This is a genomic window from Paenibacillus sp. FSL M7-1046 (assembly GCF_038007405.1).
GTDB lineage: Bacteria > Bacillota > Bacilli > Paenibacillales > Paenibacillaceae > Paenibacillus_AQ.
Map to the genome: position 1 here is coordinate 6,425,819 of NZ_JBBOXB010000001.1, position 12,966 is coordinate 6,438,784.

At 48.7% G+C, this 12,966-nt stretch carries 12 protein-coding genes; 2 read left to right on the plus strand and 10 right to left on the minus strand.

Annotated elements, in window-relative coordinates:
• Nucleotides 1-17: 17 nt before the first annotated feature.
• Complete coding sequence (locus tag NYE29_RS28545; protein WP_340898502.1) at nucleotides 18-905, minus strand: sugar phosphate isomerase/epimerase family protein; 888 nt, start codon at nucleotides 903-905, stop codon at nucleotides 18-20.
• 125 nt (nucleotides 906-1,030) lie between these two features.
• On the opposite strand from NYE29_RS28545, the gene NYE29_RS28550 reads away from it, so the two are divergent.
• Nucleotides 1,031-1,918, plus strand: coding sequence for a helix-turn-helix transcriptional regulator (locus tag NYE29_RS28550; protein WP_340898503.1), 888 nt, complete (start codon nucleotides 1,031-1,033; stop codon nucleotides 1,916-1,918).
• Between the two features lie 119 nt (nucleotides 1,919-2,037).
• Here NYE29_RS28550 and NYE29_RS28555 read toward each other — a convergent pair whose 3' ends face one another.
• The 3 genes from NYE29_RS28555 to NYE29_RS28565 all read right to left on the minus strand — a co-directional run bounded on the left by NYE29_RS28555 (nucleotide 2,038) and on the right by NYE29_RS28565 (nucleotide 5,789).
• Nucleotides 2,038-3,198, minus strand: a complete 1,161-nt coding sequence (locus NYE29_RS28555) for a Gfo/Idh/MocA family protein (protein ID WP_340898504.1) — start codon at nucleotides 3,196-3,198, stop codon at nucleotides 2,038-2,040.
• A 140-nt stretch (nucleotides 3,199-3,338) separates the two neighbouring features.
• A complete protein-coding gene (locus NYE29_RS28560; protein ID WP_340898505.1) occupies nucleotides 3,339-4,889 on the minus strand; it encodes a YcdB/YcdC domain-containing protein in 1,551 nt (516 codons plus the stop codon).
• Between the two features lie 21 nt (nucleotides 4,890-4,910).
• Entirely contained in the window at nucleotides 4,911-5,789 is an 879-nt protein-coding gene (locus NYE29_RS28565) for a LysR family transcriptional regulator (protein WP_340898506.1), read from the minus strand.
• A gap of 126 nt (nucleotides 5,790-5,915) precedes the next feature.
• On the opposite strand from NYE29_RS28565, the gene NYE29_RS28570 reads away from it, so the two are divergent.
• Nucleotides 5,916-6,818, plus strand: coding sequence for a DMT family transporter (locus NYE29_RS28570; RefSeq protein WP_340898507.1), 903 nt, complete (start codon nucleotides 5,916-5,918; stop codon nucleotides 6,816-6,818).
• A 290-nt stretch (nucleotides 6,819-7,108) separates the two neighbouring features.
• Here the strand turns inward: NYE29_RS28570 and NYE29_RS28575 are convergent, their stop codons facing one another.
• From NYE29_RS28575 to NYE29_RS28600, 6 genes are all read right to left on the minus strand, one after another.
• The gene (locus NYE29_RS28575; RefSeq protein WP_340898508.1) at nucleotides 7,109-7,879 is read right to left on the minus strand and encodes a M15 family metallopeptidase; all 771 of its coding nucleotides are present in this window, start codon (nucleotides 7,877-7,879) and stop codon (nucleotides 7,109-7,111) included.
• A 26-nt stretch (nucleotides 7,880-7,905) separates the two neighbouring features.
• Nucleotides 7,906-8,847, minus strand: a complete 942-nt coding sequence (locus tag NYE29_RS28580; protein ID WP_340898510.1) for a hypothetical protein — start codon at nucleotides 8,845-8,847, stop codon at nucleotides 7,906-7,908.
• Nucleotides 8,844-10,178, minus strand: coding sequence for an FtsW/RodA/SpoVE family cell cycle protein (locus NYE29_RS28585; RefSeq protein WP_340898511.1), 1,335 nt, complete (start codon nucleotides 10,176-10,178; stop codon nucleotides 8,844-8,846). The genes NYE29_RS28580 and NYE29_RS28585 overlap by 4 nt, the downstream gene beginning before the upstream one ends.
• Nucleotides 10,178-10,510, minus strand: coding sequence for a PadR family transcriptional regulator (locus NYE29_RS28590; RefSeq protein ID WP_076109277.1), 333 nt, complete (start codon nucleotides 10,508-10,510; stop codon nucleotides 10,178-10,180). Before NYE29_RS28590 ends, NYE29_RS28585 begins: the two co-directional genes overlap by 1 nt.
• 165 nt (nucleotides 10,511-10,675) lie before the next feature.
• On the minus strand, nucleotides 10,676-12,130 hold the full coding sequence (locus NYE29_RS28595; protein ID WP_038599661.1) for a DHA2 family efflux MFS transporter permease subunit: 1,455 nt from the start codon (nucleotides 12,128-12,130) through the stop codon (nucleotides 10,676-10,678).
• 61 nt (nucleotides 12,131-12,191) lie between these two features.
• The gene (locus NYE29_RS28600) at nucleotides 12,192-12,761 is read right to left on the minus strand and encodes a TetR/AcrR family transcriptional regulator (RefSeq protein WP_340898513.1); all 570 of its coding nucleotides are present in this window, start codon (nucleotides 12,759-12,761) and stop codon (nucleotides 12,192-12,194) included.
• Nucleotides 12,762-12,966 lie beyond the last annotated feature (205 nt).

The window sequence follows — 12,966 nt, forward strand, 5'->3', positions numbered from 1 at the left end:
ATTCCCCGCTTTCTGTATTAGACCGGATTGGGTATAAAGCTGCCTCCGCGGCAGTGTTTCAAATAGTTCAGGGCATGAACTTGTCCGGTCATCTCCAGCTCATCACGATATACCGGGTCATGCCAGCCTTCAATGTCGATGGTACCTTTGTAACCGGCTTGGCGCAAAACCGTGATCACATCAGCCCAGTTCGTGTCTCCAAAACCCGGGGTCCGGTGCCATACATAAGGCTTCGGACCATGAATGCCGTATTCCTTGACAATGTCCCAGGCGATTGTAGCATCCTTCCCATGGACATGGAATATTTTATCCGTCCACTTGCGCAGCTGCGGGAGCGGATCAATCAGCGCGACCATCTGGTGGCAGGGCTCCCACTCCAAACCGAGGTTATCTGCCGGAACCGCGTTGAACATCTTTTCCCAGGCTGTAGGATTATGCGCAATATTCCAGTCTCCGGAGTCCCAATTGCCGCCCATCGAGCAGTTCTCAAATGCAATTCGCACCCCCCGGTCAGCCGCTCTCTTGGAAAGTTCCCCGAAGACCTGCGTGAATTTAGGTATTGATTCATCTATTGACTGTCCTGTCAGACGTCCTGTGAAACCGGATACCATATCGGTGCCGAAGAGATGGGCATGATCAATCAAACGTTCCCAGCTGGCCAGGGTATCCGCATTATCGCCGGCACCGGTAAGCGGGTTGCCGAATATGCCGACGGAGGAGATGACAAAATCATGCTCTGCAGCCAGTTCCCGCACACGCGCCGCAGTTTCTGTCAGATTCGTCTCTCCGGTGGTCTGCCAAAAGGTAAGACTAAAGGATTCAAATCCGTGTCCAATTATTTGAGGAATCACTCTTACAGCATCTCCCCCACCAACCAGTGTTCCGATTCTCATTGTATCTTCCATCTTGTGTACCACTCCAATATTGGTTTATAGTAAGTTCAGCAAATCAAGTATATAGCTCATTTGGTGTGAGTTCTCGTCTTATCTTGTGTTAATATAGCTCAATATTGGGGGAGTTGAAAGAAGTCATGACTTATCCGAAGGAGCTTAAGGAATACCCGCAGCTCGAAGAGAAAACCTATCCGTTCCGCCTTTTTTTTAATGAGTGCCGGGAGGCTAAAGTGGAACAGAATATCCTTTTCTTGCATTGGCATGAGCATTTCGAAATCATTGTGATGCAGGAAGGCCATGCGATCTTTCATGTAGACAGCAAACCTTATGAAGTCGGACCGGGTGATGTGATTATTGTTCCTTCAGGCGGTTTGCACGTCGGTTACAGTTTATACAGCGGAGATATTTCTTACGTATCCATCGTGTTCCATGCTTCCCTGTTCAAAGACAGAAACCAGGACTCCCAGCATGAGCAATTCGTAGCCCCCTATCTGAATAACCGGTTTCAGTTTCCGGTCAAGCCCGCCGATCTGAACCCGGCTTGCTCCTGTTATTATCCCCTGCTGCAAGCCATCATTGCCGAGGTGCGCAGTAAAGGCCCTGCTTTTCAACTGGTTGTGAAGAACCAATTACATTTGTTCTTCACCCTGCTGTCGCGCAGCTTTCCGCCGCAGCAATTGTCAGAGAGGCATCAGAGCGAGCGCCATTCCATTAACCGCGAACGATTTAAACCGCTGCTGGAGTATCTGGAAGCTCATTTTGATGAGAAGATCACTATTGAATGGGCTGCAAAGTTTGTCAATCTGAATCCTTATCATTTCTGCAAAACCTTCAAAAAGCTGACCGGACGCACCTTTATCGACTATGTGAACTTAAGCCGGATCCATGAAGCTAAACGTCTGCTGCTGGAGTCGGATTTGACCGTGACGGAAATTGCCGGCAAGGTGGGCTGCGACAACCCTAATTATTTCACCAAACTCTACAAGCAATACAAAGGGATTACTCCTTCCGGGGCGCGCAAATAGTTCTGTACTCCGCCATAACACGTAAAACAGCACCGTTCCCGGGAAGCGAACGGTGCTGTTTCATGGGCAGGAAGATCATATTTAGCTTTCCTTCATCTATAATTATGATTTATTGATATTTACATTTCGGATATCTCCACCCAGCGTCTCTGTTCAATGGAGCGTTCAACAGCTTCCAGAACAGCCTGACATTTTACTCCGTCATGGAAGTTTGGCTCCGGCTGGCGTCCTTCCGCAATGGCAGAAGAGAGTTCCAGCATCTCGTGGATAAACGTATGCTCGAATCCGATGGTATGGCCCGGCGGCCACCAGGCTTCGGCGTAATCATGGGCCGGATCGGTGGCAAGCACACGCCGGAAGCCCTGTACATCCTCGTCGTCCGAGCTCAGGTACACCTCCAGCTCATTCATCCGTTCGAAATCGAATTTCACACTGCCCAGACTGCCGTTAATCTCAAAAGAATTGGTCGAGCGGTGACCCGCAGCAAAACGAGTAGCTTCAAAGCTGCCCAAAGCACCACTTACAAACCGGGCCAGAAACAGTGTCGCATCGTCAACAGTCACTTCTCCTCTGGGGGCATATTTGCTTGCCTTCGCACTTAGGCCAGTCATCTCAGCGGCTAGCGGACGCTCTTTGATAAAGGTCTCGCTCATTCCGATTACTTCCTGCATATCTCCGACCAGAAAATGGGCAAGATCAATTAAGTGTGCTCCAAGATCGCCATGCGAGCCGGAACCGGCAATATCCTTCTGCAGTCTCCACACCAGCGGGAAATCCGGATCGATAATCCAGTCCTGCAGAAACCAGGCACGGAAATGATAGATCTTCCCGAGCCTTCCGCTCTCTATCAGCCGCTTCGCCAGCCTGACTGCTGGTGAGAACCGGTAATTGAAGCCGACCATATGAATGATGCCCGCATCCGTCGCAGCCTCCAGCATCTCACGGGAATCCGCAAGATTCAGCGCCAGCGGCTTTTCGCAGAAAATATGCTTGCCTGCTTTGGCTGCTGCCAGAGCAATTTCCTTATGGGCATTGCTGGGCGCGTTGATATCAATGAGGTCAATATCCTCCCGGGAGATGAGCTCTTTCCAGTCGGTCACACTATCAGACCAGCCAAGCTGTAAAGCTGCTTCTTGCACCGCAGCGGTACTCCTCCCGCATATGACAGACATCTCCGGTTTCAGTGCCTGCGGAAAAAACATAGGAAGGCTGCGGTAGGCATTGCTGTGGGCTTTACCCATAAACTTGTAGCCGATCATTCCGATGCGAAGCTGTTTCATCTTCTTCCTCCTTTGGTTCACTTTTCTTCGATGAAGCACGAACGACGAGTTCCGTGACTAATATCTTTGTAACCGCTTAATGTACACGCGTACATTCTTTCATGCCATTTCACATTCGTCAACCTGAAATTCCTTTCCCTTTAGTACTTTTCCCAAATCGGTTCGCTGCTTCGGGCATCAATGTATCGCAATTTACGGTTGACGAATTCACTAGAAGGCTCAGAACGTGAAATAGTAACAAGTTCGTAAATCAGCCGGTATACCGGCCGCTCCGCATTAGAATCCTTAATCCATCTAAGCTTGACATCCATATATCGCTTATAGATTTCTAAGGCTACCTCGGGTGTTAGAAGCGGGGCAAGCCTGTGCTCAGCCAACTGTTGGAGCATCTCGTAAGAAACGCCGGAAAAAAGGCAAGTATTCCCGGTTGCTGTGCTGATACTAATCGTTACCCGCTCTCCGTTAACCGGGATGTCCCCCATGTAGACAGGCAAAAAGAAAAACTCACGGCTGCGGGGTTCATCCTCCAGGTCATCCTTATCAACTTCCAGCTGCAGATAGGAAGCATAGTCAGGGAACACCTCACGCAGAAACCCTTCCGCTTTAACCCAGCATTGCTGCCGGTTCAGGGGAGAAAGCGGCTGCTCCTTTCCCGGGTCATTCCGTTGAAAACGGAGCAAGGTTCCTGTCGTCTTTTCGATCTGCAGCTTAAACGGAGATTCCAGATTCCTGAGCTTGTCTCCCCACCTATACTTCATATATCCGTCTACAGAGAGTGCTGCTTGCTCAGGTTCATCTTCCAGTTCATCTATATGCCTGTACTGCAACATAATACGTTCGCCATCGTCTGAAGACTTCTCAAGCTCGTATAGCTCCGGGTTTATGCCAAACAGCTGCTCCCAGTCAGCAATGCTGCGGTTTGCACCCGTTTTAGCTTCTTCCGGCCCACTTCCCGCGGTTTCTGCCGGCCCTTCATCGACTTTGAGCGAATGAATTGATGGCAAAGCGTAATGTTCAGGTCCGAAGCAGTCCCTTCCGCTTACAGCATCAATAAATCGCATAAGCGGAGCCGGATTATAAACCATCTGATACTCATCTTCTGTACCGGGCACATCGTAGATGGAAGGAGATAATGCTGTGATTTGCAGCTCCATATGGGTGTGACACAGCAATTGTTCTTTTACTGTACCCTCGTTAACGAGGCCGGCAGGCCATTCCGGTGTTGGAGCTGATTTAGGATGATGACGGTAACGGATAATGCCCAGCCCTTGATCCAGCGTCACCTCACAACCTGTGTCCGGGAGAGGCAGGCCACCGACTTCTTCTCTGTACGTAATTCGCCTTCTGCTGTCATCCGTATGAATCCAAGTCAAACCAGCCGCGTCCGGCGCATGCTTGCCCACAAAGGCATCTGCGATTCCCCTCGCTTCCTCCCCCATGCCCTTGGGATCTGCCCTGTCATTGGTTTCCTCATTAGGTTCCATATCCACATTCAAGTCCACCAGACAACCGGTAGCCAAATCCAGAGAGACTTCAAGGGTCCATTCCTTGTTCTCCGGGTCTTCCCAGATAAAAGAGCGATTGACCGCATCCCGCGTTGGCGTGCTGTCTTCCATCACCAAACGGTAATGCTGGGGAATTGCGACAATGTTCATTGCTTGCGTGCGCAGTCTATCAAAGTTTGCTTCCATTTCAACCTCCAGCCAATTGAGTTACTCCGAATAATCTTTCAGCCAAACCTGTACATGCTTCAAAAAACGCCGGGTTGCCGGTGATGCATACTTCATAGAATGAACGGCAATACCAAGCGAACGAAAACTGCGCTCCTCCAGCTCCAGCATAGCTACATTATGATTCTGGCGCGAGATGACCATTTCAGGGAGAACACTGATGCCGAGACCATTTTCCACCATTGCAATGATGGCATAATCATCTCCGGCTGTGAATTTGATATTCGGCTGGATTCCCGCCCGCTCAAATACACGCCTGGCATCATAATCTGATCCGGCCTTCTGGATAATAAAATCCTCATAGGCAATTTGCGCAAGCGGCATATATGGTGCTTTGCTCAAGGGATGGTCTTGGGAGAGGATGGCCAGCATCCGGTCCTGTTTCAGGGGAAACACCTCAAATTTATCCCGGGTGGGGAGTGAAATAAAACCGCAGTCGACGACTCCAGCTTCAATCCACTGCTCAATCTCCAGATAGCCGCCCTCCATCAGCTTGAATTCAATATAAGGGTATTCCTTGCGGAACTCCTTAATCATCCCCGGCAGCCAATGCACAGACACACTGGTAAACGTGCCAATCGTAATCGTTCCCGTTTCCAGCCCGTGAATGTCGGCAACCTGTTGCTTTAACTGCTCATTCCATTTCAGAATCTCACGGATAGGCTGCACCACCTGCTCACCGTTGACCGTTAATTTGACACCCGAGCGGTTTCTTACCAGCAGTGAAAAGCCGAATTCCATCTCCAGGCTGCTGATGGTATGACTGATTCCGGACTGGGTAAAGCCCAGAGCATCAGCGGCTTTGGTCAGGCTGCCCAGCTCCACAACCTTCAGAAACACCTCATATTTAGTGATGCTCAAGGACTCTGGCCCCCTTCTTAACTTACATGAATTTTCCTCATGCTTCCTATGATAAACATTCAGTTACCTTATGTAATATCCCATATTATACTATAATCACTTGACGTAAAGAAGGATGATGACGAGATGAAGCCGCTTAAGGCTGAGCTAATGCTCATTGTAGTAACGATGTTCTGGGGTTCCTCCTACATCTTCATGAAGATGGGACTGGATACACTGGGGGAATTTAATCTGATTGCACTGCGTTTCGGCCTTGCTTTTGTGCTGGCAGCCATTTTGTTTCACAAGCGTCTACGCAGAATAGACCTTAGAACCTTGAAATATGGAGCACTGCTCGGATTCCTGCTGCTGGGCGTATTCACCTGCATCACCTTCGGACTGAAAACGACTACAACCTCCAATGCCGGATTCCTGGTCGCTTTGACCGTTGTTTTTGTCCCACTGATCGATGTGCTTGTTTTCAGAAAAAGAGTCGCTCCCCCGCAGATTTTTGGCGCTGTGCTGGCCATTTCGGGGATCGGGCTCCTGACCTTAAATTCCTCGCTGCATGTGCAGCCGGGTGACCTGCTGTGCATCCTGTCAGCAGTATTTTATGCTGTACAAATCCTTGTCACCGGCAAAGCGGTAAAAACCTGCGACTCCTTGAATATCGGCATTTTGCAGTTGGGTTTTGCCGGTGGGTACGCCCTTGTGCTGTCTGCTATCTTCGAGACACCGTCATTGCCGTCTTCCATGCCAGGCTGGATTGCCATTCTTGCACTTGGCATTCTCTGCAGCGCCTGCGGCTTTATCTTACAGCCGGTAGCCCAGAAATACACTACCCCCACACGTACAGGCCTGATCTTCTCCCTTGAACCTGTGTTTGCTGCCTTTTTCGGCTACTGGTTTGCCGGGGAACAGTTGTCCATGCAAGGCTATACCGGGGCAGCGCTAGTGCTGCTGGGGATCGTTGCCTCCGAACTGCTGGGAAAAATGCCGCTGAACGCCAACATGAACCGAATGCCGAGAAAACGCAGGGCGGATTTGTGAAACAGTCATGGCTTTGGAGGCTTTGCGTAGCATTTTCGGATTTTTCGTGAACCATCCCGTTTTGTAGCTTGCGCCCGCCGAACTGATCGTAGTGCCCCTTGTTCTGGCCGCGTTTCATTCGGCGCTGCGGCGGAAGCTGTATGGCCGTATCTACCCGGAGCTGAAAAGCAAACTACGGATGAATGCCGTCTGACTGTGAATGTGTTCACCCGCTTGAGTATCCAAGAAGGGGCTGTCCCATGAAATGACTACTTGGGAGAGCCCCTTCTTATGGTACGTGCAACTGCTTGTTATTCTACATTAAAGGTAAAGTACTGTTTCGGAAAAGGCTCTTTAATCAGCGTAAAATGCCACCACTCTTTACTGTACGGCTTAAACCCATGCTTCGCCATAGCATCTTTCAAAAGCTTGCGGTTGGCATGCTGCTTGGCGCTGACCAGTGAAGTATTATAATAGGAGATCTCGCCGAAAAAATCATACGGGCTGCCCATATCGACCAGGGCACCCGTTTTTTTGTCGGCGAGAGACAAATCAATCGTGCTGCCTCTGGAATGTCCCGACTTTTTGGCGATAAAACCAAGCTTGAACAGATTCTGTTTGTCCAGCTTAGGATAATACTGCAGCTTCATCTTAATGTCTCCGGCATCCTGCGACCAGCGGACAAAATGATTAACTGCTTTTTGCGGGCGGTAAGCATCATATATTCTAAGAATGTATCCTTTTCGCTCCAAATCGTCACTAACCTTCTTCAATGCCGTCGCCGCCGTTTTTGAGAAGATCGCCAGAGGAGCTTTGTACCCGTCAACCCGTGTACCGGTAAAATTATTAGCGCTATAATAACGAATTTCATATTGTGCGGTTGGAATGATCTCATCCAGATAAACAAAACCATTGGGCAGGTTATTCTTCTTCTGAGTGATAACTTGCTGTGCTGATGCGCCCGCCTTCTGTCCGGGTTCACCTGCCGCTGTTGCAGAGCTTTCGGTGTTGCCTGAGGTCATCCCCAAGATCAGCAAGAGCATGATCGCCGTCAGCCTTTTGCCTGTCCTATGCTGCTTCATAATTAAGATAAAGCTCCTTCCTTCCCCTAGTTCGGGTCCAAGTACGTATTGATATACTTTTGAACATCAGGAGTAAACTCATTGTTATTGCGGTCCAGCAGTGCAAGCAGCTCCTCTAAGGCCCTGAGAAGTTCGCTGTCTCCATTGCCGGTCAGTATTGCAGCTTCATAAGCTTGCCGGAGCTCAGAGTTAATAATAACCGGAGCACCTTCCTTCATATAATCATACGCTGGTGTATTGCCGGAGCCAATGAACAGATTTACTTTTTTACTCCACAGTGCAAGTTTGACCGCTTCAAGCCTGTCAGAGAGCGGATACCTGTTAACGAAATCTTCCATTGCAAGTGTCCTGGCCAAAAGCTCATTCCAGCTAATTATAATTGAAGCTTCCTTGAGACTAGGCTTGTTCGATTCTGCTGCCATCATATCTATATATGTTCCTATATCAGTTTTAATATGAGGCTTGAACGCCTTATAGCTTTCATAATTCATTACCGGATAGTACATGCCTTCACTGGTTCTGATTTTATACCCTTTATCTCGTCCTTCAATTAGTACTGTACGTATCTTGGAATCTTTAATGTTGTTTAGCAAGGAGGTATAGGTAAGTCCGTTTTTCCGAACCGCTGCGTCAATCGCCTGACGGACCGCTTCCGGATCCAATTTTTTCGTATATTTCGGCAGCTCGGCCTTCTGCGCATTTTCTAACTGCAAAGTCATTTGGGTAGCATACCAGAGCCCGGCTTCGTCAATATGATTGATGAGATAGCTGCGCGCCTTAGCGAGTGTAGATGACTGCTGTACATATGTCTGGAACTGTTTGTACACGGCTGCGGATTGCTGTGTACCAGCGGCGTAAGCAGGCTTAGCTACGAATGCTGAGTATCCTTCCGCCGTACCCAGAAGAATGGATAAGCTTAGCAGGATCTTTCTATTCCAATGTGAACCGAATTGGCTCTGCTGTGTCATAATTCCCCCCTTATAGTACGTGATTCATGTTCAGCAGGTGTGATATCCTTGCGCCGGTAGATGCCCATAAGCAGTCCAAGCGCCACATATTCAATGAGAACATGGCCGCCATAGCTCATGAACGGAAATGGAATGCTGGTCAGAATCATTTTGCCGCTTAGCACCAGCAGACCATAGAACAGTCCCATAGCAAGTATGAGTGATAGAGCCATAATAACACTCTTGCCATAATAATCTTTCACTGCCTGAATTGAAGAGAAGAGCTTGATTAAAAACCAAAGAGTTATACCCAGCAGCACCAGCCCGCCGCCCCAGCCGAAGCAGTATACCAGATAAGCAGGAAGCATCTCTGAATATGCATAGGGCAGCCTCTCGAATTCAGCACCGAAGCCATGTCCGCTCCAGCCTGCTGATGCAATAACCTCATTCAGGGTCTTATAGACAAAACCACTGGACTCCGGATTGATATTGTAATTGATTGCACCCAGAATCCGGTCTCTCATCTGTTGATTATTCCACGCATACCGGAGGCCTGCCGCTAGAAAAAAACCACCGATCAACGTCGAACGCAACCAGACCCCGGAAAGCCAGGTATACAATATCAGAGAACAGACCAAATACAGCAACAACACAGGTATGGGGCCAGCAATGATGTAGGCCGCCGCCGGTCCAAGGAGAATAAATAACTCCGGGAGCAAATTCCGCTTAGTTCCCAGCTTGCCATCCGCTTTAAATTTTGAGAAGATGCCTGCCAGCGCAACCAGCACAATATATGGACTATAGGAGACCAGGTTGATCACGATTCCCCCAAAAGCCAAAAAATAAGTCCGGCTCCCGTTCACATAGAGGCCCCATTTCAAACTCGCGACTATCCCTGCTATTGAAAAGATGTACAGCAGCCAGGACAGCTTTTGAAGCCTGCGAAAATCACAAAAGTAGAGCAAGGTCATCAACATTATCCCCAATAGCATAAAGACTGACTGTCTATACAGCAAGCTTTCATGAATTCTGGTCTCCAGCGGGTTGGCATCCACAGAACCCATCCCAAGCAATCCAATCGCAGAGAACAACAGCAGAGCTCCCAGCAAACCCCATGGAGTCCTTGGTTTATGAATATGATGCAGATCCTTTCCCACAGCTTTCGGATCACCCATTTGCGCAATCGCCAAAACTTCTGCTTCTGCTTGGGATGCACCAAGACTTTCATGCTCAATCATCAGATCCTCCAAATGGCTGCTAAGCTCGCTGCGGATCTCGGCATGCATTTTCTTGGCTTTGACTTCACCGCATACGTTGTCCAAATACTGCTCCAGCCCACTTTTCGATTCCACTATACTCCACCCTCCCCAAGTACAGTATCCACCGCTTTTTTAAATAAACGCCACTCGGACTGTTTCTCCTTCAGCTTCTCCGCGCCTTCCTTCAATATCCGGTAATATTTGCGCTTCCGCCCCTCAACCTCTACCCAGTAAGACTCTACCCAGCGCTCACTTTCCATCGCATGGAGAATGGGATACAGTGTGCCTTCTTTTAAGGAAAACACACCTTCGGAACGTTGCTCCAGCTCCTTGATCAGCTCATATCCGTACTGCGGCTTGTCCAGCAGCAGCGTTAGAATCAACGTCCCTGTGCTGCCCTTCAGCATTTCTTTACTGACTTTCATTTTGTTAACACTCCCTTCAGGATTCAATTAGGCCAAAGTCTGAACACCGCTTCTTAATACATCGTTATTCTATGTATACTATACATTATTTCACAAACACCGTCCAGTATATGGAAAAAGCACACCCGCATTGCGGATGTGCTTCTAAAACTGCAAATGTTCTTATTAGTGCATCATGCCTTGTGCTTTGTGCTGTACAATGACACGTTTCAGGAAGAAGGCGACAACCAGTCCAACAATAGCCATAATCATTCCGAAGATAAAGGCGTTCTGGACCCCATGTGTAAATGCCGGAACAATATTGATAGGATCGGCTGGATTAGTTACGGTCTTCATGAAGCTCTTCGAGCCAGCGGTCATGATGCTGACTGCCAAGGCAGTACCGATTGCACCGGCTACCTGCTGCAGTGTATTCATAATGGCAGTTCCATCGGGATAATATTGCAGCGGCAGCTGGTTAATCCCGTTCGTCTGGGCAGGCATCATAATCATCGAAATCCCGATCATCAGCGCACTATGAAGCACGATAACGAACACAACGGTGGATGTTGGAGTGATGCTGGAGAAGAACCACAGGGATACCGCTACAATGACCAACCCTGGAATCACGAGCCATTTAGGTCCATATTTATCGAACAAGCGTCCCATAATCGGCGACATCAGACCATTGATAATTCCGCCTGGAAGCAGGAGCAGACCTGCTTTAAAGGCAGTATAACCTTGGCCTTGCTGCAGATACATCGGAAGAATCAGCATGGATGAAAGGATAACCATCATACAGATGAAGACCATAAGCACGCCGACTGTAAACATAGGATATTTGAATGCACGCAGATTAATCATCGGCTGCTTCATCGTTAATTGGCGAACAGCGAACAGCACGAGTGCTACTACACCGATAGCAATGGCAATAATTACTTTCGGGCTTCCCCAGCCCGCTTCTTCACCGGCACTGCTGAATCCGTAGACAATGCCTCCAAAACCTAACGAAGACAGCAGAATGGAAAGGGCATCAATTTTCGGCTTCGTCACTTCAGAAACGTTCTGCATAAACAGAATTCCGAAAATCAGTGCAGCTACCAGGAACGGCAGCGACAGCCAGAAAATCCAGTGCCAGCTTAAGCTCTCAATCAATAGTCCGGCAATGGTTGGGCCGATTGCAGGAGCAACCATGATCACGAGTCCAATCAGTCCCATCGCGCCCCCTCTTTTCTCGGCTGGGATGATGAGCAGAATCGTATTGAACATCAGCGGCAGGAGCAGTGCAGTTCCCATCGCTTGAACGACGCGTGCCGTGAGCAGAAACTCAAAACTTGGCGAAATGGCAGCCAGGAAGGTTCCCAGAATTGAGAAACTTACTGCAGCGATAAACAGCTGTCTTGTTGTGAACCATTGCAGCAGCAGGCCTGAGATCGGAACGAGAATTCCGAGTGTCAGCAAGTAAGCTGTTGTCAGCCATTGGGCCGTTGTAGGTGTGATATTCAGAACCTGCATTAAATCCGTCAATGCCACGTTCAACGCAGTCTCACTGAACATGCCGATAAATCCGGCGAGCAATAAGGAGACGAGGATCGGAATTGTCTTGAACTTTCTTTCTGGGGTTTGCTTCTTTCCTTGCATCGTTGCTTCCACTCTTGTATCCTCCTGAAAATGTATAGTTTTCTCTCTATATTCTTTCTTGTCAATCCAGTATGGCAGGTATAGCTCTAGCAGCTGCAAGCAGCGGCTGTGTATTGCGGTACGTCAATGTCTGGAGCAGTGCCCCTTCAAACAAAGAGATTACAACGGAAGCCTTATCGGCTGCCATTTGTTGTTCTGTGCCTTCAGCAAGCAGCTGTTGCATGACAACGTCCTGCCAGTCGTTGAATACGGCTTGGCATGCCGTCCGCAGCTCCTCGCTGACGCAGGAGGTTTCTACAGACAACCAGAAGCTGAACGGAACAACGCCTTTAAAGGTTGAGTTCTCAGCATCAGCAGCCATTCCCAGAATGAAATCCTGAATCGCGATTGCCGCACTTTTGCCATTTTCCACATAATGACGCAGCTGCTTAGCGACGATCTCACTGGTCCGGTTAATGCAGGTCAAGGCCAGCTCCTCTTTCCCACGGGGAAAATAATAATATAGCGATCCCTTCGGTGATTCACTGTCTTTGATGATCTGACTTAGCCCGGTAGCATGGTAACCTTGGGTAAAAAACAACCTTGAAGCGGTGTCCACAATCGCCTCCCGTGCATTGTGCTTGTTCGACAAGCGCTACACTTCCTTTTACTTTTATAACAATCGGTCTACATAATAAAACCACGGAAGAGGCCTAAATGTCAACGTGAAATTATTTTAAAATTAAACTTTACGGTGCCTATTGAAAATCACCGCTCTAACTAGATAAGGAACTGCAGATCAAATTGAAGAAGCTTGAAAATGAAAAAAACTGACCAGGATAAAGCCACCTGGTCAG